Here is a 24106-nt window from a genome sequence, read left to right as displayed (position 1 = left end):
AACCCAAGCAATGGAGGAACAGCCATGTGGAAGCTAGTGTTAATCGATGACGATCATATTATTCTGCGGGGATTAAGCCGTAATATTCCATGGGGGGAATATGGCTTCGAGGTTTCCGCTTCTGCGCACGACGGAGAAGAAGGGCTGGATGCAGTAGAGAGGGAGCGGCCGCATGTCGTCATTACGGATATCCGGATGCCGTTCATGGACGGTCTGCAGTTGACCGAGGCGCTCAAGAGTAAGTTTCCTGACGTGAAAATCATTCTTATGACCAGCTATGATGAGTTTGAATTTGCCCAAAAAGCGCTGAAGCTGAAGGTTTTCGATTTTGTCCTGAAGCCGGTGGAGAATGACAAGCTGCTGGAGGTTGCCCTGCGGGCGGCTGCCGAATGGGAACAGGAGCGGGTTCTGGCTAAAAAGGTGCTAGAGGGTGTTCCCTTTCTGCGGCAGCGATTCTATGAGAATCTGCTGCGGGGAAAATATCGGCAAGAGGAAATAGATCATGAGCTGGCGTTTTTGGAGCTTCCCTTGAAGGCGGAACGATACGCTGTTCTCTTGATTATAGCTGACGACTATTACGAAACGGGAGCCGGAAACCGGTTCGGGCAGGAGCTGCTGAAATACTGCATACACAACATATCCCTGGAGGTACTGGATTCTCTTGGCGAAGGAGTTGTATTTGAGCTTGGAGAAGATGAGATTGCTATAATTTGTACCGGTTCTGCAGACCAGCAGGCTCTGGAAAAAAAGGTTATGCAGATGGCGGAGCATATCCGTTATAACGCTGAAGTGTATCTGAAGACCACAGTTACCTTAGGTACGGGTCCGGTCTGCGGAGATCTGACCGGTATTGCCCAATCCTACCATGGAGCCAAGGCGGCTACAGAATTCCGTCATATAGCGGGTACCAATCAGGTCCTGTCGTTCCGGGATACACAGATGAAGCAGCAAGCGTCCGGTCATCCCGCCGTCAACGGGGGTTGGGAGGCCGATCTGGGCATGAATATCAGGCTGGGCTTTATTCAAGAGGCTTTGCGGGTGCTGGAGTATATTGAAATGCAAATCCAATCCGCTCCCATTACGCTGGAACGTCTTCGTCTGCTCGGCATCGAGATCGTGCTGGTCATCGTCAACACCTTTCAGAGCTGGAGCGAACCGCCCTATGACCGGGAGCGGGTGGAGGAGCTCCTGCAGGAGCTGCCCAAAATCCGTACTGCCAAAGACATATTCCAAAGCTTGAGAGTATTGATCCGCGACACTGCCGCCGGTGTCAATGACAGCCGGAGTACACAGCAGAAACGGCAGGTGGACCAGGCTGTGGATTACATCTTGAAGACTTACATGAAGGAAGGACTGTCACTCCAGGATGTCGCCGATCAGGTGCACCTGAGCACCAGTTATTTCAGCATGATTTTCAAAAAACAAACCGGTACGACCTTCAGCGAATTCCTCCAGGACGTACGCATGAAAAAAGCCGTGGAGCTGCTGCGAGGAGAGGAAATGAGAACCTATGAAGTAGCCAGTCGGGTAGGGTACGCCAATCCGCGGCATTTTAGCGTCCTTTTCAAAAGACATACCGGCAAAACGCCATCGGAATTCAAGCAACTGCAATAGTGAAACAATTCACAATTCCACCACATTTCACTCCCAAGATCATAAAATCCCGAACAGTTTGCATGGGATTGTGTACATCCCCCTTCGCTATAATCAAGACGAGGGAAGTTGAATACGATCACAACAAATTGAGTTGACCTTAAGGAGTGCAAGGAAATGGCAAAAAAGAAAGTAACCATTCCGGTGAGTATCGGGTATGGCTTGACCGATTTAATGGGTGGGGGTGCGTTTACCATAATTGGGGCATGGCTGATGTTTTATTACACGACTTTCGTGGGAATGTCACCGGTGAAAGCGGCTTCTATTGTGGCTATTGCGAGAATCGTTGATGCCGTTATCAGCTTGTTTATGGGCAGCATCACAGATCATTTTTATAAAACAAAGCTAGGGAAGAAATTCGGCAGACGGAGATTTTTCCTGCTGGTCGGATCGCCTTTAATGATTGTTTACGCGTTGCTGTGGATTGACGGTATAAGTTATGCGTTCTATCTAGTCTGTTACCTCATGTTTGAAATTATTGCCGCGCTTGTATTGATTCCGTGGGAAACCTTGCCTTCTGAGATGACGAAGGATTTCACAGAAAGAACGAAGCTGTCCACCTGCCGGATGTTTATTTCTGCGCTGGGCACTTTCCTGGCCACCTTTGTTCCGGGCCGTCTCATCAAATATTTTGGCGATGACAATTCGTATGCTTATTTTCTGAATGGTCTTATTTTTGCCGTCCTGTTCGCGATTTGCATCTTTATCACCTATAAAGTAACTTGGGAAAGAGAACTAACGCCTACGATGCTGGAAGAATTGGAGAAGGGCCCAACCAAGCAGTCTTTTGCTGACCGGATACTCGCACTATGCGACATGTTGAAAGAATATGCATCCACCTTCAAAATCAGAGCTTTCCGCAAGCATTTGGCGATTTACCTGCTTTCTTTTACCGCTAAAGATATTTTTAACACCGTATTTGTATTTTTCTGTGTGTATTGCTTAAGTATTTCTTCCTCTCAAGCTGCCGATCTGCTGTCTTTGAGTATTGTCGGTTTGCCGATTACCCTTTTGGCTGGCTTTGCGATCATCAAATTCGGACCTTCACGGTTATACACAGTATCGTATTCGACCATGATTTTATGTCTGGCAGGCTTTTACATGATATATCTCTATGATCCTTCCTCTAAAATAGCCATTATGTATGTGCTTGCAGTTGTGTACCAAATGGGAAGAAGCTTGCTGGAGTTTACACCATGGAACGTGTTCCCCTTCATTCCCGACGTGGACGAGGCGGTAACCCAAAAAAGACGCGAAGGCCTGTTTGCAGCAGTCATGACCTTTGGGCGGAAAACGACAGTGGCATTAGCAACTTTTATCGTCGGAATTGTTCTTGAAGAGGGAGGCTTTGTCAAAGGCCAGCAGCATCAATCGCCGGAAGCCATTAGCGTGATTGCCAATACCCTGATGTTCGGAGCAAGCGCATTGCTCGTGCTGGCCCTGATCTTTGCATGGACCTTCAAGCTGAACAAGAAAACCCACGGGGTTTTGGTAAAAGAGGTCGACCGGTTAAAGCTCAACGGTTCCAAATCACAGGTTGATCCAGAGACCCAAAAGATTTTTGAAGACTTAACAGGCTATAAATACGAGAAGATATGGAATTAATAAGCGAATCATTCGCTTTGACCCGCACGCAAGCCAGGACACTAACACCTTGTTAATGTCTTTTTCGAAGATGCAGCCGCCGCTCTGTCCATTACACTAACACCTGAAGAAATTGCTTCGCTGGAAGAGCCGTATGTCCCTCATCTGGTGGTTGGTGCTGAGGTTGTGAAGTGAGGAAGAGAGTTCCGGAATAAGATTTCAGAAAAAGCAGCCGGATAGGCTGCTTTTTCTATGTGAGATAAAAATAAATAAAATACATATGAGCAGGGTATGGATGTATGGACACATCCTTTATGAGGAGTGTCTTTTTTTTGTTTTTCATTAAGGCTTGACACTTACTCAGAGCAGCATTATAGTGTGTTGCGATACCAACATACCGATAGGGTGAGTGAATGAAAACCAATTTTGACTCAAGTCAGCCCATATTTCAACAAATCGCTGAAATGATTGAGGACGATATTCTGAACGGAACGTACCAGGAAGGTGATCAGATAATTTCGATGGCGCAATTTGCAAGCACGTTTCAAATCAATCCGGCTACGGCTGTGAAAGGAATCGGGCTGCTAGTGGGTGAGGGAATTCTATATAAGAAAAGAGGGCTGGGTATGTATGTTGCCGAAGGGGCCAAGCAAACGATAATGGGCAAAAGGCGAATCCGATTTTATGATGAAATGGTTTCGAAACTGCTCGAGGAGGCGGAGAAGCTGGGAATAACCAATGAGGATGTTATTGAAATGATTAAAGAACGGACAGGGGCTGATCGAAAGTGAGTGCGATTCTTGAATGCTCGGACCTGTCCAAAAGCTATGGTAAAAACGAGGCTGTCCGCCATTTGAATATGACGCTGGAGGACAACACAATGTACGGGCTGCTGGGCCCTAATGGAGCCGGAAAAACAACGCTGCTTAACATGATAACTGGAGGCATTTTTCCTACCTCCGGCGTGGTTGAAGCTTCGGGTTCACGTTTGGAACTAGGCGGGATGCCGCCGGAGACCTGTTATATCAGGGAGAAAAATCTGTACTGGAGAGGGGCCAGAGTTATGGAGATTCTGCAGTTTGCTTCGGCCTTTCATCCCCATTGGGACTGGCCTTTTGCGGAAGGCCTGCTCAACACCTTCAAGCTTGATCCCCGTAAAAAAATCCGTCACCTTTCCAGAGGGATGCAGTCACTTGCCGGTAATATTATTGGCCTCGCAAGCCGGGCCCGGTTAACCATCTATGACGAGCCCATGCTTGGACTCGACGTATTGGTCCGGGAGAAGTTTTATAGCATTCTGGTTGAGGATTATGCAAATTATCCGCGAACCATTGTGCTGTCAACCCATTTCATTGACGAGATCGCAAAAATTGTTGAGCGGGTCTACATTATGGACGCCGGCACGATCTTGCTGCATGACGACGTGGATCATATCCGCGACCATGCCCATGTCCTTACGGGCAGTTCTGAAGCCGTACAACAATTCACTAATGACAAACAAGTAATCTATAGCGAACCCTACGGGAAAGGCTCTCTCTCCGTAATTTATGGCACACTTGGGGAAAAAGACAGAGTACAGGCGAATCAGCTGGGCCTCACGATTGAAGGGCTTGCGCTTCAAAAGTTTTTTTCGTATCTGATCGAAGGAGGCCGCCGCATTGAATAAATTAACAGTCATGCTGAAAGCATCCTTTCTGCAGCTCAAGCTGTATCTCTATGTCATTCTGGGTGTTGTTGCTGTTAGTGTTCTGGCAAACATAATTGTAAGCCTGTCAGTAGGCATTCGTGAGAACTCGCAAGTTTCCGCTGCGAATCTTTTTACCGTGTTTCTGGTTTTCGTCGGCAGTATTTTGCCAGTGCAGCTTTTCAGAAGGGTTGTTAATTTAGGGGCAACCCGCAAGGACTATTACTACGGAATATTGGTAGTGTATGTTTTATGTGCGGCTTTTTTTGCTGTACTTAATACGGTATGGTTTGAGCTGGAAGTTTCTATTATCCGCAGCCACGAGAGTACATATAATATTCTTGAGATTTTCGGCTGGAGTCAATTCGGCATAGCCGGCATGCTGATTTATCAATTTGGAGCATACCTGATGCTCCTGTCACTGCTGAGTCTTTTATTCTCGGGAATGCGCCATATCGTTGGGTGGATTATCTGGGTGATTATCCTTGCTGCCATTCCGGTCTTTACATCGATTGCTCCACTCCGGCACAAATTAGCCAACGGATTAATGGTGCTGCTCTTCAATGATTCGCTGCTGGCTGGCTTCGGGTTAACCTTCCTGATTTCTTGTGTACTTCTGGCTGGCGGATGGTGCTTTACAGCAAAACGTTCTATATTTTAAGGTGCTTCTACGCTCCCTAGTGGAGCCTTTTTTTATTTTCGGGATGCCACGAGGCTGATCACCATGCTTATTGGTTTCAGAATTTTGGTATGGGTTTATGCCTGTTGACATTTTATTGAGGCGGTATTATAGTATGCTACAAGACTAACATACCAATATGGTTGAGCAACGACTGTTTGTACTACGAATAGTTCACCCAGGAAAGGAGGAGTATAGCAGGTTGGATTTTATGAAGCAACGTGAATCGAATATTTGTGAATTAACAAGAGGAGGGGAGTTCATGAAGAAAATATTATCAGTTTTATTCGCCAGCAGCATGATGCTGACCTCTTCAACCGCTTTTGCGCAGGAGCCGGACAGCCCGCTGCACAAGAAAGCAGATGAAATTGCCAATACTTTGGTCACTCAATATGGTGAGACGAGCGTACAATATGCACTTATGGATAATGGAAAAATCATTTTATCAGGAAATAAGGGCGTCTACGCTAAAGATAGCAACCGGCCGGTCACCAAAGATACCATGTACGGGATCGGTTCGGTTAGCAAAATGTATGCTGCCACAGCCGTGATGATGCTGGTTGACCGTGGCAAATTGAATTTAGATGAGCCTTATGTAAAGTATGTTGCGGATTTTAAAATGGCGGATGAACGATACAAGCAGATTACACCCCGGATGTTGTTAAATCATTCATCAGGGATCAATGGCACAAGCTACGGGAACACCTTTTTATTCGATGATATCAACCCGGCCTTACAGGAAGATGTACTTGCCAGTCTGCGGACCCAGACCTTGAAAGCCAATCCCGGTGAATTTTCCGTATACACCAACGATGGCTTCACACTGCTGGAAATTTTGGTGGCACGATTAAGCGGCATGAGCTATTCCGAATTTATCGCAAAAAACATTAGTGAACCTTTAGGTCTTCAACATACGAAAACGCCTATGGATAAATTTGACCGAACCGCCCTGGCCAGAGCCTACCTGCCGAACTATGAGGGTGCGTTGCCCACGGACACTATAAGTGCCGTTGGAACGGGCGGCATTTATTCAACGGCCGAAGATATGCTCAAAGTAGAAGAAGTATTAATGGGTACAACAGATTTGCTATCAGAGAAATCGGCAAAGGCCATGTTAAATGCAGAATATAAAAATGGAATTTGGCCGTCAGACGGTGAGGAGAACTTTTTTGCCTATGGACTTGGCTGGGATAGCGTGAAATTGTCCCCGTTTGGAGAATACAATATCCAAGCAGCATTTAAAGGCGGCGACTCGGTTTTATTTAAAGCTGCTATGATCGTACTTCCACAGTATAATATTTCTGTAGCAGTGGCCTCTTCTGGCGGCTCATCTATTGTTAACAGTATGCTGGGAACCGGGATTTTGCAGGAATACCTCAAAGAAAAAGGCCTAATCAAAGAAATTATACCGGATAAGATCTTCACTCCTCCTGTAAAAGTGCAAATGCCGGACAGCATGAACCAATACAATGGTGTCTATGCCTCTGCATCGGATAGTCCTAAGGAAATTGGGATCAAAGATGGAGAAATCGATATGCCTTTGTTATTTGGCGGGTTCATTCCGGCGCAGAAATATGTGTATGTGGGGGATGGATATTTCAAAAGTGCAGACGGAACCGTTACCTTAAGTTTTGACAAGCAGATCAACGGCATCACTTATATCAAGGCCAGCGCTTATCTAAACTTTCCAGGACTGGGTCAAAGCCTCTTTACATTCTATGATTCGCAAAAGGTAGAGCCGCTCCACCTGGACAAGGCGGTGTCAGATGCATGGTCAGAGAGAGTGGGCCAAGACTATTTGCCGCTTACGGAGAGACCAAGCTCAGAAGTCCTGTTTGTTCCTTTGATACCAAGCAAATTATGGATTGATGTGAACAACGGGTACGTTGCCGGAAGTAAAATAATTGATGAAAACAGTGCCATAAACGCTGTACAAATTCCGGTATCCGCGGGCAGAGATACGACGAATTTGAAGTTTTATAAGGAAAACAACGCGGAATATCTCCAAATGTATAATATGAGTTTTATTAAAAGAGCCGATACTCCGTCCATCTACAGTGGGGAGGCATCCTCAACGGCCATACAGGCCAATGGTTTTGCCCGTTGGTATCAAATCAGCGGCAAAGCGGCCAATAAAACCATAACCGTTAAATTGCCTCCAAACGCCAGCTTTGCAGTTTATGACGAGAATAATACATGTGTTAGCTTTTCAACCGTTAGCGGGCAGAACACAGCTAAGCTTCCGGTGAACGGATATATTGGATTTTTTGGCAAGGCATCTGACGTTTTTTCGATTACATTGAAGTAAGTGGAGTTAGGGTTTTAACTAAATTCCGCCGTGTGAATAATTATTCCAAGAAGCTTCTGCTGATTTTTGGCGGGAGTTTTTTTGTTTATATGTATAGATTCATAGCAATCGTAATATTCTTCCATTTCATTGTATAATGTACCAATGGTTCATGCATTTATTTGTGTTGTAAAAAACGGAACGGGAAATGAGCTGAAGCCACATGAAGCAAAATACCGGTGTGATCAGGTTCGGCGGAATTGCCTTGATTCTTTCGGGCATTCTTTTTTTGGCCCAATATCTGTTTCTTCTGCCCATGCCCAGTCCTCCGCTTACGGATGCAGAGCTGATGGCATGGCTGCAGAATTGGCGGTTCCATCTATCCATGGCGGACGAATTGTTGTTCTTCGCTACCTTATTGCTAATCCCTTCAATCGTTGCATTGTACCGGGTATTGTTGAAGGTGGAGCCCATTAAGGCATCGCTGGGCTGCGGCCTGCTTGCGGTTGTCATCCCTGTCCATCTATTCCTGGTCATTATCCTGGGGCGGCTGGTTTATCCGGTGTATGAACTTGAGCTCCCGCCAGACATTTACAAGCTTGTTCTCAGCATTTACCATGGGGGTATGCACTCTGCAGCCCTTATACTAGGTGCGGCGGTTATCGTATTGTGTTTCGTAATCAGAAAAAGTGTAATTGGCAAGCCTGTAGCATATTTGGGATTCATGGCAGGGGTATTGGAGCTCGTCAGCTCCTATCCCTGGCTGATTGGTACTCCATTGATGGTTTTGTGCCAGCTGTTTTTCTCCGCCTGGTTGGTCCTGCTCGGGGTTAGAATGCTGGGCAGATTGAAGGAGGCTATGGGGGCATAGCCAGCCCATCTCCAATACGAAAGGCTTGAGCATGAGGGCATCGCAACGCTGGAGCAGCTCTCCGCTTATACCGAGAAAGCCATTTTGAAGCTGCACGGAATTGGCCCATCCTCCATGCCGAAGCTCAGACAAGCGTTGGCGGGGAAGGGCCTGGCTTTTAAAACTGAAGTAAGGAATCAATAAGCGAATAATTCGCATTGACCAGCATCCAAATCAGGGGGCTGTCCCAAAAGTAGTTTTTCTACTAGTAGAGACAGCCCTTTCTCATTTTCAAAACCACAAAAGGTCAACAAGAGCAGCCACCTGCGGATACTCGTTTTTTGTTTTAACTATAGGATTGGAAGCGTTAGCTGAGCTGTTCTAAGCTGCTGGTTGCTTAATCGAGTCTGAAAGATCCTCCTGGCGAATAGATATAGGTGATGGGGGTTTTAGGTGAATTACCCATACCTGTTACTAAAGGGGGAATTAGTATGCATCCGTCTGCAATCTATGCTGCAACAGTGGATTCCCATACCTTTGCAACATTTAGAGCACTTGTTGAGGCAATTATTCCTGATTCACCAGTGTCTGCCACATATTCGCCAGAGCTGACTGCAGGAGCAGCTGATTTGTGCATTCACGAGTATATGATCTGGGAGCTGGACCACAGCCTTTCCCTTGTACTGGGATTTGGTTTGACGGACATTCCATTGTCTTGTTCCACCGCAGGATTGCTTAATGTTGGTGCCGTCCATTTAGCCGCCTCAAGACAGCTGCAGCATCCTCCTAATCCTCTTCTCTGGGAGAGCGGACCATTCAGTGCAATGTCCCGGAATGACCGGATTAGTGTTCTCGCCATGCTGGAGCAAGGGAATATCGATCCTGGAGTTTTGCCTCCTCCATACCGGAACGATTTGGGGTTTACCCGGTATATGATTGACTTTCTTAACCGGCAAACGATGTTTGGCAACTATTCGGAGTGGTCGGCATACGGGACGACCCGGCTAAGGACACCGACCGAACGAAGGCTGGAATATTTCCCGGTCTCATGGAAGCAGGCGGAATATCCTGGAGTTGTGCCGGGCTACAGGGCGCTCCTTGGCTACATGCTGACCATCGAACGCAAGGGAGGGGAATCCACCATTGTATGATGCAGATGCAATGTTCGATGCCGACGTAATCGTTATTGGGTCCGGCGGTGGAGGCGCCGTTGCGGCGAAGGAGCTTGGAGAAGCAGGCTTGAAAGTGCTGGTATTGGAAGCCGGCCCATGGTACGGAAACAAACAATGGGCGAATCCGAACAGCGAGCGGGGTGGAGAGTGGAGCTCCGATTATAAGGATTTGGATGTAGGGATATACAAGAAGATCTTCAATGCATATGAAAACAATATGAATGATTTGGTGTCCGGCGTATTCCGTTTTGGGCCTGCCGACCGCCGCCGTACACCTTGGCACCGGGTCATGCGCCAGAAAGGTGAAATCTGGCAGCTATCTGGAGTAGGGGGAACGACCCAGCTTTATTGGTCGCAGTCACCGCGCGCTTTCCCCCTTGCGGTCGACAATATTTGGCCGATCAGCTATCGGGAGCTGGTTCCTTATTACGAAAAGGCCGAAGCCACGCTGCCGGTCCAGTTCGCGCCTACAACGCCCAAAGAAGAGCTATTTTACTACGGCGCCAAAAAAGCAGGCTGGCCGCTGATTCCGACGTTGAACGTTACGACTCCGGGGTACCGCCCGAATCCGAATGCCATTCTGCCAACCAACGAACATCTGATGGACCAGAGTTACTCGCTCGAGCAATTATCCAACATGGAGGGCTGCACCCTGAAGGGAAACTGCGTCAACGGATGCACGACCGGTTCTTCGGTAGACAAAATTGCCAAACGAAGTACCCTTGTCAGCTACGTTCCACTCGCACTCAAAACCGGAAACGTTGCAATCCGGCCGAACTCCTTCGTGATCAAGCTCTTGACGGCGCAAGATCCGAAAGAAGGACTTCGCGCAACTGGTGTGCAGTTTCGGGATACGTGGACGGGAGAAATCGGCGAGTTAACGGCTAGAACGGTTGTTATGGCCGCTGGCTGCATCGAATCTCCGCGTCTCTGGCTGAATTCGGGGTTACCCTATAACGAATGGGTGGGAAGAGGACTAACCAATCATTGCTTTGACTGGGTTGCAGGCGTTTTCGATGAAAAGGATCTAATGAGCATTATGGGCCTGCCGGCTGTCTATCCGTACGTCGGACATACTTCGGGGGCCAGGGTCGATATTCCGGGAACCGGGATTTTTCAAGTCTCTTGCCTAAGCCCAGGTCTAATGTCCTTCTTGACCTATGGGTTCAGTGAAGCGGGATATGACGCTCTTAATCCGCCGGAGCCGGGAGCGCCGTGGGATATTCACGGCCGTGTCGTCGGTCCTCAGCTCAAAGAGCTGATGATGAACTATTCCCGGACGATGAGCATACTGATCCTTACGGATGACGAGACACTCTATCGTAACAGGGTACAGATCGATCCACTCCTGAAAGACGAGAACGGTCCGATTCCGATCATGCATTATACGCCTAGCCCGAAGACACTGAAGAGGAGGGATCAACTGGCGAGATACGCTTCGGAAACGCTGAAGCAAGCCGGTGCCAGAAAGATTATCCGTTCAGATACCCCCTTTGGCTCCATGATCCATCTCGAAAGCACGATGCGTATGGGATATGTCACCGATACGAACTGTGAGGCTTATCAAGTGAGGCGCCTGTTCATAGCCGACAACAGTGTGCATTTCAATGGCATCGGCGGCCCTAACCCTACTCTCACGACACAAGCGCTGGCTACCCGGACGGCAGAGAAGATTGTCACTAAGTATTTCAGCTAACCACCCATTGCGGTGGCATAATACAGGACGGCTCCTGATAAAGCGATAATAAGCAAAAAGGCGGCTGCTTTTCCGAGCACTTTCATTTTTCTTGCACCCCTTCCATATGCATTCTTTTGTTATGCATGAAGTATGCACGGCGGCAGGGAAAATATACCTCAATGGAGCCCCACCAAGGGACTATCTCAAATGCTTTGGAAAAAGCATAAGGGGATAGCCCCTTTTTCGTAATTCAATAATTTATTTCTGTATTGCTGCTTCGGAAGCATATGCTCCTTTTTAAGGACGGCATAGCCGTTTCCACTTGCCTCTAACTCATGGTATTTTATTCCGAATAATCCAATAATGGATGGGGAAGATTATGTTTTGATAGGAGGAGCATATGAAAACGAAAAAAAGAGTAACTGATCCTTTCGGAAACAAACTGAAAGAATTAGATAAAACAATTGAGTTGAAGATTTCCAGCGAACTGGATGACAATGAAACGGTCCTCGCTCAATTGTTTGCCAATTGCTCCGATCTAGTTGTGCGCAAACTTCATATGTTTGGCTCCATTCCGGGTATGGTCGTTTATCTGGATGTATTAGTTGACGATCAACTTTGGGATGACGGTTTCTTGGAGCCTTTGATGCAGCCCGAAGCAGCGTCAAGCAGCAGCTCCTCCCACATCTATGAAATACTGAACTTCAAATTGGCTTCCATTGTACAACCCCGTATCGCGAAGAATATGAATGAAGTCGTTCAAAGCATCGTTAGGGGAGAAGTCGTTCTATTCACCCAATCCGCCACGGAGGCGTTCTCCTTTGGGCTCAAAAACAAGCTGCATCGTCAGCTTGAGGAACCGGCAACGGAGGCAGTCATTCGCGGTCCGCGATACGGTTTTATCGAGAAACTCGACATCAACCTTGCCCTCATTCGCCATCGGCTCCGGACGCCCCGGCTAAAGACGGAGAAGCTCTGTGCAGGAAGGCTTTCCCAGACTGACGTGATGATTGTATACATTGAAGATCTAGCAGAACAAAGCGTAGTTGAAGAGATGAAAAAACGGATATCCAGCATCGATATGGACAGTGTGCTGGAATCCGGTTATATCGAGGAATTGATTAGCGACCATCCCTATTCACCCTTTCCCCTGATGCAGGCAACTCAACGGCCCGATTTGGTTTCAGGTTCCCTGATCGAAGGTAAAATTGCGGTCCTGATTGACGGTTCGCCGAATGTGCTCGTTCTCCCGATCACATTCTGGTTTGGTTTTCAGACAGCCGAGGACTATTATAGTAATTTCATATACGTTACGATGCTGCGATGGCTCAGATATCTATTTGCCTTTTTAGCAATGGCGCTCCCTGCCATATTTATTGCGATCACGACCTTCCATCAGGAAATGATCCCGACAAGCTTGGCCCTCAGCCTTGCAGCGGCGCGGGAAGTTGTCCCCTTTCCAGCAATAGCGGAAGGATTGATCATGGAAATTACCTTTGAGGCGCTGCGCGAAGCAGGAATCCGCCTTCCCCGTCCAGTAGGACAGACGATCAGCATTGTGGGCGCACTTGTCATTGGACAGGCTGCCGTTCAGGCAGGTATTATTTCCGCTCCCCAGATCATCGTCGTATCCGTTACAGGTATTGCTTCCTTTCTCATCCCGAACCCGGGAATGAGCCAGGCGATCAGTATTATACGGTTTCCGCTTATGTTTCTCGCTGCAAGCTTCGGTCTGTATGGAGTTGGGATTGGCTTGATTTGCGTCTTGATCCATCTGGTAACCCTGAAATCCTTCGGTGTTCCCTATATGACACCAATTGCACCGTTTAACCCCACAGGACTAACGGATACTTTGATCCGTGCCCCATGGCGGGTAATGCGGAGGCGTCAAAAGCAAACACAGCGAAGAATGGAGTGAAAGGAGCAAATGACCAGAATACTCCGGACATTCAGGTTCCTGGTTATTTTCGTTATTCTCGGATTGACGACCGGCTGCTGGGACCGCAATGAAATGGACGATCTCGCTTTGGTTATGGCAAGCGGAATTGATCTTACAGATGACGGACAGCTCGAAGTAACCCTTCAGATCGCCCTTCCAACGGGAATCCCCAGTGCCGTACAGTCCGGGGGGAGCGGCAAGAAATCAGTCATCGTCATCTCGGCCAGCGGGAAGAACTCATCGGAAGTGACAGGGAAACTGCAGCAGCAATTGTCTCGTGCCATCTATTTTGGGCATAGAGGCGTCATCATTATCGGAGAACAATTCGCCCGGCATGGTATCAATCAGGTAGTGGATACATTTACCAGATTTCCTGAGAGCCGCTCCAATAGTTATGTGCTAACAACTTGTGGAGGGACAGCCAAAGAAATTTTGAACACCCCCTATCAGCTTGAACTCATTCCGGGTATCGGTATCAACAAAATTCAATCCAGCAAATTAAGCTTTCCTGTCAAAATCGACGAATTCTTGAATGCTCTGTCCTCACAAGACAGATCACCGGTTACCGCTGCCATAAGGGTCATTCATAAAGGTACTGATAAGGAAACGTTCACGATTGACCGGGCTGCAGTTTACCGTAGAAATCAACTATCCGGATACTTGTCATCCGACGAATTAAAACTATTGCGCTGGTGGACAGGAGGGGGACACCATTTGAGGTTTACTGTGCAAGTGGAACCTGAGAACGAACAATACGGAGGGACCGTAGGTGTTGAACTGCTGCAAAGCGGCATGAAAATGCACTTGGTAATCAAGAATGACCTCCCCGAAGTAAAGGTCTCGTTACATGCCACCGTCCGGGCGATCGATAACGATTCGAAGCTGGACCTGAGCAAAGTGAATCATATGAAACGTGTCGAAACCTTGTTGTCGAAGCAAATTCAAAGCGAGGCAGAGAGCATGTTAACACATGTGCAAAAAGTGCTCCAGTCGGATATCCTCGGCATCGGAGAGGATGTCCACATCGAGTATCCGTATGCCTGGAAAAAAATGAAGGATGAATGGCTTGATATTTTTCCTGAGGTTCCCGTGACTGTCGATGCCCACATCAAGATTGAACGAACGGGCAAAACGCACTCCCCCGCACATAAAGTAAAAACGGACTGACTATCAACCGGAAGAGGGCTCTTTGCGATGAAGATGAAATTGAAGGGTATACAGGTTTTCTGGATCATCCTTATCATGGATCTCGGGATGACATTGGTCATGACGGTCACCCCAAGCCTACAGGCAAAACAGGATGCGTGGATTTCCGTTATCGTTGCCGGAGGTATCGCTACGCTGATCGCACTCTTGGCGACGCAAGCCGCGAAGCTATACCCTGGGCAGACGTTTTTTGAATACAGTCATTTGATTCTTGGGAAATGGATCGGCAAAGCTGTAATCGTAATTTATTTGGTTCAATGGTATACGATTACTCCGATAATTCTCCGCCAATTCTCCGATTTGGTCCAAGTCATGCTGCTTCACGGGACACCGAAAGAAGCGGTCATGCTTCTGATGATCTTCGTGATTGTCTATGCAAACTACGCAGGCGGAATTGAAGGCATTGCCCGCTGCGGCGAGGTTCTGGGGCCGATCATCTTGCTCATGATTGGCCTTGTCCTAATCGCTAGCACTAACAATATCCAATGGAGGAACATCCTCCCGGTCTATGTGGATAGCGGAATGACGGGAATACTGGGTGGAGCGCTGGCACCAGCCTCCTACCTCGGTCATTCTGTTGAATACCTTATGTTTGCCGCATTTTTGACCCAGCAGCGCAAGGGGGCGTTGTACACGTTCGGGGCCGTCTTGACCTCGGTATTCTTTGTACTGATAACAACGCTGATGGTGATCTTCACTTTAGGGGTCAATCTTTCCTCTAACACGTGGTACCCTTTTTTCGAAATGACCAAAAAAATATCACTGTTCGGCTTTATCGATAATTTCGATGCGATTCCGGTCGTCATATGGCTCGCCAGCGTATTCGTCAAATTTGCTGTGATGCTCTTCCTGATGAGCTATGGCACCGCCCAATTTTTGCATGTCCGCAACTGGAGGAACCTGATTTGGTTCATTGCCCCGGTTATGTTTGTATTTGCGTTAATTCCCCAAGATGTAACGGAGGCGACTTCAAATTATTTGCAGCGTTACTGGGTGCCGTTTGCGATGCCGGTGAATATGCTCGGTCTGCCCTTACTCTTGCTTGTAGTAGGTAAATGGAGACAAAGGAAACGGCCGGCTGCCGCGGATCATGCTTAGAACCACACCCTTCCTTTTCCCTTCAGTAGGTAAAATCCATAGAAACTATATGGGGTGAATGTTGATTTCTTAAAGTCGCATCCAGGTGATGAGCAAAATCTTCTTTATTCAGAATTTTTTGATATCATCCCCCATTTTGGTTAGATTAAAGCAAAATATAAATCCTAACAACAGGTGAATTAACAAAACGAATTGATTAATCAACTCGTGTATATTATTATATATGTAAGAAACATACATTCAATGGTTAAAAAAATGTAGATTGTTGATACCTCAACACATAAACCGAAAGTGTTAATTATTTAAGAAAGTTTGGTGAATTTTCCGATGGCAAAAATGGATCGAAGAATTGCTAAAACGCAAGAAGCCTTGAAAAAAGCTGTTATTGAATTGATGAGCGAAAAAAGTTTTGATGAAATTACCATTCAGGATATTGCAGACCAGGCAAACCTTAATCGCGGAACCATTTATCTTCATTACCAGGACAAATATGATTTGTTGGATAAACTGATCGAATCACACATGAATGAATTAGGTGAAATGGATGAATGGGCATGCCAATTGGATTGGAGCAATGGCCTTGTGCCTTTTTTTGAGTATTTTGAGAAAAATCATTTATTTTTTTCAACGATGTTAGCCAGTAAAGGAGCTCCCTCGTTTAGAACTCGGCTGCTTGATTATGTTATGGAAGGATTCAGAGGTGAGATTGATAGAGAAAGTGGTAGAAATGAGGATTTGAACGAAGACATCATGTTGCAATATACGGGTACCGCTTATGTAGGGATCATTGAATGGTGGATTAGAAATGAAATGCCGTATCCTCCACAAATCATGGCAGAACAAGTTGGAGCCTTATTGAAGAGAAGTCTATAGAGGGAGTAAATTGCCGGCTAATTGCTTGCCTTCGAGTTCACTCTAAGGAGTAAACTGTTTAGGAAGGAAAACATTTTAATGGGAAAGTGAGGAACAATCTAATGGAATATGTGAAGCTTGGAAATACGGGCTTGGATGTCTCCCGGCTGTGTCTGGGCTGTATGAGCTTTGGTGAAGCAGATCGATGGGTCCATCCTTGGGTACTGGATGAAGACCGCAGCCGTATTATTATCAAACAAGCCCTTGAGCTGGGTGTCAATTTCTTTGACACGGCGAACGTATATTCAGATGGAACAAGTGAGGAAATTGTGGGCCGGGCTTTGAAGGATTATGCCCACCGGGATGAGATTGTCCTGGCGACGAAAGTACATTTCCGTATGCACCAAGGTCCCAATGGGGCTGGACTTTCCCGGAAGGCAATTATGAGCGAAATCGATAAAAGCCTGCAGCGGCTGGGAACCGATTATGTGGACCTGTACCAGATTCACCGCTGGGATTACCATACGCCGATCGAAGAGACGATGGAAGCTTTGCATGATGTAGTGAAGGCCGGAAAGGCAAGATACATTGGGGCGTCAGCCATGTTCGCATGGCAGTTCCTGAAGGCACTGCATGTTGCTGAGAAACATGGATGGACCCGGTTCGTCTCGATGCAGAATCATTTGAATCTTTTATACCGTGAAGAGGAGAGAGAGATGCTCCCGCTATGCAAGGAAGAAAAAATCGCTGTGATTCCCTACAGCCCGCTGGCCTCAGGCAGATTGACGCGGGACTGGTCCGAAACCACACACCGCTCCGAGACTGACCAGGTCCAGAAATCCAAATACGATGCAACGGCACATACTGACCGCTTGATCGCAGAACAGGTTGCGGTGATAGCAGAACAACGCGGTGTTCCCCGCGCTCAAATTGCCCTAGCCTGGCTATTGCAGAAAGAACCCGTGACCGCTCCCATTATCGGGGCTACCAAAAGCTCCCATCTCGAAGATGCGGCAGCCGCTCTGTCCATTACACTAACACCTGAAGAAATTGCTTCGCTGGAAGAGCCGTATGTTCCTCATCCGGTGGTTGGTGCCCAATAAAAGAAACAGCGGCAGCCATGGACGAGAAAAACAGTCCTGGACTGCCGCTGTTTTTTGGACGTTATAACAAAGTACAGGATTGACAGGTTTAAACATTTCGCGAAATCTCCCTCATCGAATTGATTGAAGTAATGGAAAAAGCGGCTGCGATTGGTCGCCTGCTTGTCAGGTTATAATCTTCTTAATTGTGGTTTATCTAGTTGCATTATTCTACAACATATGATATTTTTTGTATGAAAATGACATACTATGTATAAAGTTCATCCGCAATCTCTTTAATACAATTCAGAAAGCGCTTACAATATTATGAAAGGAGAAAAATGAATGCGGGAAAAAATCATAATCATTGATGATGATACTGAAACTCGCAGGTTATTGGTTCAATTCTTACTTGAGCATGGATATGAAGCTGTTGGGTATACTGACAGCGGACAAGCATCGGTCAGCTTCATTCATTCTCACGATCCTGATTTAATTATTCTTGACCTGTCAATGCCAGGGGCGGGCGGTTTGAACTTATGCACGGAATTGCGCAAATTCAGCGATAAACCAGTGCTTTTTACAAGTCATCATACTGAAGATTATCTCAGGATTGAAGCCTTGAACCGGGGGGCAGATGAGTTTATTGCCAAGCCCTCCAGCAATGAAGGATTGCTCGCCCGAATCAGAGCACACCTCCGTAGGTATAAACAGGCTTTCCCAGTTAATCAACGTCATTTGATACTCTATCCAAATCTGCAGATTGATCCTACTACCCACTCAGTAATGGCCTATGGCAAGGAAGTCTCTTTATCTTCTAAAGAATTCCGACTCCTTGTTGTTCTGGCAAAGAACCCGAATCGCGTATTCCACACCGAAACCTTATATGATCTTATTTGGAAAGACATGAAGCAAGGGGACATACGAACCGTCATGGTTCATATTTATAACTTGCGGCAAAAAATTGAGAAAACCCCGAGTAAACCGCTATATATCCATACTGTCAGAGGTGCTGGCTATAAATTTAACGGATCGGTTTCACTAATGGTGGAATCCTTGGAAGCGTAAAACAACGCTTATCGAATAATCTATGACTTTTCTTAAAATATTATTTCATTACTTTAACTAGACTTTAAAGTAAGTTGATAAGATGGGTTTAAGTGCAAACGATTGCAATCTGCAAAAATCCAGCTTTTTAGTAGTATATCGCTTGCTGGTTTACGGATCACGCAACTCGTTTCATATCAAAAGGTACAGGAGGAGAATAAGCTAATGGTAAAAAAGAGTTGCAAAGTTTTACTAAGCATGATGCTGCTCTGCTCAATGCTATGGAGCGTTGCGGTATTGCCAGCGGGCCAAGTAACAGCGGCCACAGTGACCCCGACTGCAGCGCCTGCAGCAAACAGCAGCACGCCGGTTAATGACGGACAGCAGCAGGCAGTAAGCCCATTCAGCTGGGATAATGCAAACGTTTACTTCGTCATGACAGACCGTTTCAAAAACGGCAATACCAGCAATGACGGCGCTTATGGCAGACCTAAGACGGATGCCTGGGGCTCGGATGTGGGTACATTCCACGGCGGAGATATTAAAGGTTTGACCAAGAAGCTGGAAGAAGGCTACTTCACGGATCTGGGTACAAATGCAATTTGGATTACAGCTCCTTGGGAACAAATGCACGGCTGGGTAGGCGGGAAAGACGGTGACTTTGCTCACTATGGCTACCATGGCTACTATGGACTCGACTTTACTGAAATGGACAAGAGCATAGGTACCATTGATGAAATGCGCGAGTTCGTTGACCTCGCTCACACCAAGGGAATCCGTGTGGTCCTGGACGTGGTTATGAACCATGTCGCTTATCCGACACTTGTGGATATGGCGGAATACGGATACGGTGACCGCGGCGGACTCGCCGGCAACTGGATTCCGGACAAAGGCCAAGGCCAAAACTGGCACACGCACAATAACATTATGAATACGAATAATTCCAGTGCATGGGCTTCTTGGTGGGGCAGCAGCTGGATTCGTGCCAACAATATTGCAGGTTACGATCAATGCGGCGGCAACGATCAGACGCTGTGTGTAGGGTTCCTGCCTGATATCAAGACCGAATCCACTAGTGGCACCGGCTTGCCGCCGGTACTGAAAACCAAGTTCAACAAAGAAACGAGCGGTTACGATAACTGGATCGTTCCGGCTGCCAAGCAATACCGCAAAGATCTGAACGTTGCCCCAAAGGATTATATGATCAAATGGCTGTCCTCATGGGTCGAAGAGTTCGGAATTGATGGTTTCCGTATTGATACTGCAAAGCATGTCCAAGCAGACAGATGGAAAGAACTCAAGATAAGCGCAAGTAGCGCGCTTGCGAAATGGAGACAGAATAACCCGACTAAACCGGGAGCAGATTGGACAGAAGACTTCTGGATGACCGGGGAAGTTTGGGGTCATGGCCTCGGAAGAACCGGCACTTATTTCGATAACGGATTTGATTCCTTAATCAACTTCTCCTTCCAAGGCGCAAATATGAGCGATCTGGAAGGCCTCTTCTCCCGATATGCAAGTGAATTAAACGGGGATCTGCCTAACTATAATATGATCAGCTATCTTTCTTCTCACGATAAAGGGTTATACAACCGTGGAAATCTGATTCAAGCAGGTACCGCGCTTCTGCTTCTTCCGGGCGGAGTGCAGACTTACTATGGAGATGAAACGGCAAGACCGTTTGGGGCTACCGGCTCTGACCCGGACCAAGGCGCACGCTCACAGATGAACTGGAACGGCATTAACCAGGATGTTCTGTCACACTGGCAGAAAATTGGACAATTCAGAAACAATCACATTGCCGTAGGCGCAGGAACGCATAAGAAAATTGCAGACGGTCCGTATACGTTCTCACGCACCTATGAGAAAGGTGATGTTCTGGATAAAGTAGTCGTGGCTACAGGAGCCTCTGGAACTGTAGATGTGAATGTATCCGGCATCTTCCCGGATGGTACTACTGTGCGCGATGCTTACACGAAGAACGAAGTGGTGGTAAGCGGAGGCAAGGCCAAATTTACCGCAGGAACCAACGGCGTTATTCTGATTGAAAATGTTGGCGTAAACAAGAAGTTCCCGGTTCTGACTGCTTCACCGGCAGGCGGTAAATTCAAAACCGAAACTGCCTCTGTAACGCTGTCGATCAAGAATGCGGACAGTGGCAAGTACACGCTGGATGGCAGTGATCCCATTAACGGAACTGCATTTACCAATGGAACAACAATCAAGATTGGCGCAGACATGGCCATTAATGACACGATAACGCTGAAGATGTATGCAACGAATGAAAATGGCGAAGGTACTGCTTCGTTCGAGTTCACGAAAGGCGATCCTAACGCTAAGCTGGAAGTCTACTTCAAGAAACCGTCCGGATGGGGAACACCATCCATCTACTTTTATAACACAGGACCAAAGGATAATGACCCAACCTGGGCTACAGCTCCAGCTATGACAAGCGCTGGCGGAGACTGGTATGTCTACAGCTTCGACAAGGCTGAACAAGCTACGATTATATTTAAAGACACTACTGGCAAACAATTGCCTGCTCAGAACCAAGCTGGCTTCACCAGAACAGCAACAGGCTGGTATGACGGAAGCGCTTGGTCCGATACAGATCCGCGTGTCGTGACTAAACCGACGGCTCCATCAAACCTGGCTAGTTCGGTAAAGACAGACAAGACGGTAACATTGACTTGGAATGCGTCTACCGACAGCTCCGGAATTGCCGGATACGACGTATACCGCAACAATGTGAAGGTTGGATCGTCGACAACAGCAACTTATAAGGATACAGGTTTGACTGCAGAAACAACGTATACCTATAAAGTGATTGCAAAGAGCCAATCCGGCGGCACATCCGATCCAAGTAACGAGATCAGCGTTAAGACTTTGCCGTCTGGACAAGGCAATGACAACACCGCTACGATTTACTACAAAAAAGGATACGCAACTCCTTACATTCACTACCGCGCTGAAGGCGGCAACTGGACAGCCAGTCCGGGCGTGAAGATGGAGGATTCTGAAATTCCGGGATATGCTGTGCACACGATTGACCTGGGAACTTCTCCGGCAACACGCGCAGAGGTAGCATTCAACAATGGCAGCGGTCAATGGGACAGCAACAATCAGAAGAACTATTTCTTCAATAAAGGAGACAACACCTATGACGCAGGTAAAGTGACCGCCGGTAAACCTGAAGGTCCAAAGCCAGGAAATAAAGTTACCGTTTATTACAAAGAGGGCTGGACAAATGTTAACATCCATTATCGCGCCGAAGGTGGTACATGGACATCCATTCCAGGCGTGAAGATGGAGAATGACTTGCTAAACCCTGGCTACAAAAAAATAACGGTTGATATTGGTACCACCAGCCGTCTGGAAGCTTGCTTTAATAACGGAAGCAACGTTTGGGACAGCAACGGTCAGAAGAACTACTACTTCAACACAGGCGACAATATTTACATTCCTGGCAACAACAATGCTCCTGGACAAGTGAAGCTTGGGGAGAAGCCTGCTGGCTCCGATACGACTGCTCCTTCAATTCCAGCTAACCTGGCTGGCAATCTCAGCAGTGGAACTCCTAAGACGGTCACTTTGACTTGGAGTGCTTCTACTGACAATGTTGGCGTAGCAGATTACCAAATTACCCGTATAGCTGGTACAAGCACGGAGACATTTTCGGTGAATGCAACAACTTTCATTGACAGCACGGTGAAGGAAGGTACAACTTACAAGTACCAGGTTCGCGCCCGTGATGCTGCAAGTAATTTCTCCGCTAACAGCAATGAAGTAACCATTGAAGTACCGGGTGCTGGTGATACCATCGCACCTTCGGCGCCGACAAATGTAAAAGGTACAGCAACTGCTGCCAGTGTTGCCCTTCAGTGGACAGCTTCAACGGATAATGTGGCTGTAGCAGGTTACGACATCTATCGTGATGCAGTAAAAGTAGGAACATCCGCAACTCCTGCGTTCACGGACACCGGTTTAGCTGAAGAAACTTCGTATACCTACACGGTAAAAGCTTTCGATACTGCAAATAACTTCTCAGCAGCAAGCACTGAGCTTACAGTGGTGACATTGAAAGGAACGATCGTAATTCCTGGTGGAGACAAGCCATATTCCACTAACCCTTCATTTGGTAAACGCGTATCGACTCCAATCACAATTGATGGAACTAACAGTGGAGAATGGACAGATGACATGCTGATTGCTATTGACATGGCCGGTGATGATCCGCGTACACTTGGCAGCAACTGGTCGCTTCATGAATCTCCAATGGACCTTAGCCATCTGTGGGCTGCATGGGACAACGAGTTCCTGTATCTGGCTTGGCAGTATGTAGATGTTACAGACATCGTTGATCCTGCTAATGCTGGTTCTGCTGGCGGTACACCAATCCGCTCCATGGATATGCCGCAGACAATTGCCATGGATGCGATTCGTGGTGCTGGCGCAACACATGATATGTGGAAGAAGAATGGCAAACAGCCGCTCTGGGGCGGGCTGGATCTTCCCGATTATCAATTCAACATCGCTTCGAATATGTTCCACTCCGGTTATCTTTCCAAAGCCGTAAACGGGGTGTTCCCCGTCGACGATGGTGGAGTGAACTATAAGACAGGCGCAGCAGCAGGTATTACCGTTAAATTTGCTAAAGGCAAAGGTTATACATCCCTGTGGGGCGTAAAAGATGCTGATGATGTTAATGATTCAAGCAAGCTTGTAAACTTCATGGCACTTGGCCACGATCCCAATCGTGACACTTTCTATGAAGCAAAAATTCCACTCAGCGCACTCGGAAATCCGGATATAGAGAACGCAGGTATCGGCGTAATGCTGCACCAAGGCGAGTACTCGCCGATGGATACCCTTCCTAATGATCCAGCGACTTCCGATTCGCCAGGGGTATCGGATTCGAACTCCCCTAAAGAGTGGAGTGACATTGATTTATTGACTGTCCCGTTCGCACGCATCGGCAAATAATCGCGGACGGCTATTATTGAATTACACATTCTCTACCACAATATAAAGAGGTCGGCCAGTTTTCTGGCTGACCTTTTTTCAATGAAACACCGCCGTTGAATAACAAGAATATACACAATTTTTTTGCACATTGATATTTCAGCATGTATAAGTTTTAGGCAGAAAAAACTGTGCCGCAAGGCATTTTACCATGGAATAAAAAGTATTAGTGATTATATCGCTAAAATGCAATGTACTGCGTTTCGATCGTGTATGCTACAGCAGAGATACTGTGTGCGAGAGCTTATATTAGGTATACATAGGAGGCGAATC

The 24106-nt window shown here is 47.1% G+C and carries 16 protein-coding genes and 1 pseudogene; all 17 read left to right on the top strand.

What is annotated here, in order from left to right; all coding sequences use genetic code 11:
- Positions 1 to 24: 24 nt before the first annotated feature.
- The 17 genes and pseudogenes from BLQ82_RS12955 to BLQ82_RS12880 all read left to right on the top strand — a co-directional run bounded on the left by BLQ82_RS12955 (position 25) and on the right by BLQ82_RS12880 (position 23794).
- Positions 25 to 1614 (top strand): response regulator, encoded by a 1590-nt coding sequence (locus BLQ82_RS12955; RefSeq protein WP_062520250.1) that lies wholly within the window; start codon positions 25 to 27, stop codon positions 1612 to 1614.
- Positions 1615 to 1770: 156 nt separating this feature from the next.
- The gene (locus BLQ82_RS12950) at positions 1771 to 3258 is read left to right on the top strand and encodes an MFS transporter (protein WP_062520248.1); all 1488 of its coding nucleotides are present in this window, start codon (positions 1771 to 1773) and stop codon (positions 3256 to 3258) included.
- Positions 3259 to 3650: 392 nt separating this feature from the next.
- Positions 3651 to 4028 carry a GntR family transcriptional regulator gene (locus tag BLQ82_RS12945; protein WP_062520246.1) on the top strand — a complete coding sequence of 126 codons (378 nt, stop codon included), beginning with the start codon at positions 3651 to 3653 and terminating at the stop codon, positions 4026 to 4028.
- 68 nt (positions 4029 to 4096) lie between these two features.
- The gene (locus BLQ82_RS12940; protein WP_425287527.1) at positions 4097 to 4903 is read left to right on the top strand and encodes an ATP-binding cassette domain-containing protein; all 807 of its coding nucleotides are present in this window, start codon (positions 4097 to 4099) and stop codon (positions 4901 to 4903) included.
- Complete coding sequence (locus BLQ82_RS12935; protein ID WP_062520240.1) at positions 4896 to 5582, top strand: hypothetical protein; 687 nt, start codon at positions 4896 to 4898, stop codon at positions 5580 to 5582. The genes BLQ82_RS12940 and BLQ82_RS12935 overlap by 8 nt, the downstream gene beginning before the upstream one ends.
- Positions 5583 to 5862: 280 nt before the next feature.
- Positions 5863 to 7908: a serine hydrolase domain-containing protein gene (locus BLQ82_RS12930; protein ID WP_062520237.1), complete on the top strand. Its 2046-nt coding sequence runs from the start codon at positions 5863 to 5865 to the stop codon at positions 7906 to 7908.
- A 202-nt stretch (positions 7909 to 8110) separates the two neighbouring features.
- Positions 8111 to 8758, top strand: a complete 648-nt coding sequence (locus BLQ82_RS12925; RefSeq protein WP_062520234.1) for a hypothetical protein — start codon at positions 8111 to 8113, stop codon at positions 8756 to 8758.
- A 24-nt stretch (positions 8759 to 8782) separates the two neighbouring features.
- Positions 8783 to 8941, top strand: a pseudogene (locus BLQ82_RS33305) (helix-hairpin-helix domain-containing protein); the annotation flags it as partial.
- 287 nt (positions 8942 to 9228) lie between these two features.
- Positions 9229 to 9888 (top strand): hypothetical protein, encoded by a 660-nt coding sequence (locus tag BLQ82_RS12920; RefSeq protein WP_062520231.1) that lies wholly within the window; start codon positions 9229 to 9231, stop codon positions 9886 to 9888.
- 10 nt (positions 9889 to 9898) lie between these two features.
- A complete protein-coding gene (locus BLQ82_RS12915) occupies positions 9899 to 11605 on the top strand; it encodes a GMC family oxidoreductase N-terminal domain-containing protein (RefSeq protein ID WP_062520295.1) in 1707 nt (568 codons plus the stop codon).
- 382 nt (positions 11606 to 11987) lie between these two features.
- Entirely contained in the window at positions 11988 to 13505 is a 1518-nt protein-coding gene (locus BLQ82_RS12910; protein ID WP_062520228.1) for a spore germination protein, read from the top strand.
- Between the two features lie 9 nt (positions 13506 to 13514).
- On the top strand, positions 13515 to 14693 hold the full coding sequence (locus BLQ82_RS12905) for a Ger(x)C family spore germination protein (RefSeq protein ID WP_062520225.1): 1179 nt from the start codon (positions 13515 to 13517) through the stop codon (positions 14691 to 14693).
- 27 nt (positions 14694 to 14720) lie between these two features.
- Complete coding sequence (locus tag BLQ82_RS12900; protein ID WP_062520223.1) at positions 14721 to 15830, top strand: GerAB/ArcD/ProY family transporter; 1110 nt, start codon at positions 14721 to 14723, stop codon at positions 15828 to 15830.
- Positions 15831 to 16157: 327 nt separating this feature from the next.
- Positions 16158 to 16703 (top strand): TetR/AcrR family transcriptional regulator, encoded by a 546-nt coding sequence (locus tag BLQ82_RS12895; RefSeq protein WP_062520221.1) that lies wholly within the window; start codon positions 16158 to 16160, stop codon positions 16701 to 16703.
- A gap of 101 nt (positions 16704 to 16804) precedes the next feature.
- Positions 16805 to 17785 (top strand): aldo/keto reductase, encoded by a 981-nt coding sequence (locus tag BLQ82_RS12890; RefSeq protein WP_062520219.1) that lies wholly within the window; start codon positions 16805 to 16807, stop codon positions 17783 to 17785.
- Positions 17786 to 18109: 324 nt separating this feature from the next.
- Positions 18110 to 18832: a response regulator transcription factor gene (locus BLQ82_RS12885; RefSeq protein WP_062520217.1), complete on the top strand. Its 723-nt coding sequence runs from the start codon at positions 18110 to 18112 to the stop codon at positions 18830 to 18832.
- 204 nt (positions 18833 to 19036) lie between these two features.
- Complete coding sequence (locus tag BLQ82_RS12880) at positions 19037 to 23794, top strand: carbohydrate binding domain-containing protein (RefSeq protein WP_062520215.1); 4758 nt, start codon at positions 19037 to 19039, stop codon at positions 23792 to 23794.
- Positions 23795 to 24106: the final 312 nt, after the last annotated feature.

Source organism: Paenibacillus jilunlii (genome assembly GCF_900102965.1).
Lineage (GTDB): Bacteria > Bacillota > Bacilli > Paenibacillales > Paenibacillaceae > Paenibacillus_AQ > Paenibacillus_AQ jilunlii.
Note: the sequence above shows the minus strand (reverse complement) of the source record. Positions and strands in the feature narration are given on the sequence as shown.

Bases quoted from the DNA above. Each gene is read 5' to 3' on its own strand.
- BLQ82_RS12955 (WP_062520250.1), top strand. From the start codon at position 25: ATGTGGAAGCTAGTGTTAATCGATGACGATCATATTATTCTGCGGGGA.
- BLQ82_RS12950 (WP_062520248.1), top strand. From the start codon at position 1,771: ATGGCAAAAAAGAAAGTAACCATTCCGGTGAGTATCGGGTATGGCTTG.
- BLQ82_RS12945 (WP_062520246.1), top strand. From the start codon at position 3,651: ATGAAAACCAATTTTGACTCAAGTCAGCCCATATTTCAACAAATCGCT.
- BLQ82_RS12940 (WP_425287527.1), top strand. From the start codon at position 4,097: ATGACGCTGGAGGACAACACAATGTACGGGCTGCTGGGCCCTAATGGA.
- BLQ82_RS12930 (WP_062520237.1), top strand. From the start codon at position 5,863: ATGAAGAAAATATTATCAGTTTTATTCGCCAGCAGCATGATGCTGACC.
- BLQ82_RS12925 (WP_062520234.1), top strand. From the start codon at position 8,111: ATGAAGCAAAATACCGGTGTGATCAGGTTCGGCGGAATTGCCTTGATT.
- BLQ82_RS12920 (WP_062520231.1), top strand. From the start codon at position 9,229: ATGCATCCGTCTGCAATCTATGCTGCAACAGTGGATTCCCATACCTTT.
- BLQ82_RS12915 (WP_062520295.1), top strand. From the start codon at position 9,899: ATGTTCGATGCCGACGTAATCGTTATTGGGTCCGGCGGTGGAGGCGCC.
- BLQ82_RS12910 (WP_062520228.1), top strand. From the start codon at position 11,988: ATGAAAACGAAAAAAAGAGTAACTGATCCTTTCGGAAACAAACTGAAA.
- BLQ82_RS12905 (WP_062520225.1), top strand. From the start codon at position 13,515: ATGACCAGAATACTCCGGACATTCAGGTTCCTGGTTATTTTCGTTATT.
- BLQ82_RS12900 (WP_062520223.1), top strand. From the start codon at position 14,721: ATGAAGATGAAATTGAAGGGTATACAGGTTTTCTGGATCATCCTTATC.
- BLQ82_RS12895 (WP_062520221.1), top strand. From the start codon at position 16,158: ATGGCAAAAATGGATCGAAGAATTGCTAAAACGCAAGAAGCCTTGAAA.
- BLQ82_RS12890 (WP_062520219.1), top strand. From the start codon at position 16,805: ATGGAATATGTGAAGCTTGGAAATACGGGCTTGGATGTCTCCCGGCTG.
- BLQ82_RS12885 (WP_062520217.1), top strand. From the start codon at position 18,110: ATGCGGGAAAAAATCATAATCATTGATGATGATACTGAAACTCGCAGG.
- BLQ82_RS12880 (WP_062520215.1), top strand. From the start codon at position 19,037: ATGGTAAAAAAGAGTTGCAAAGTTTTACTAAGCATGATGCTGCTCTGC.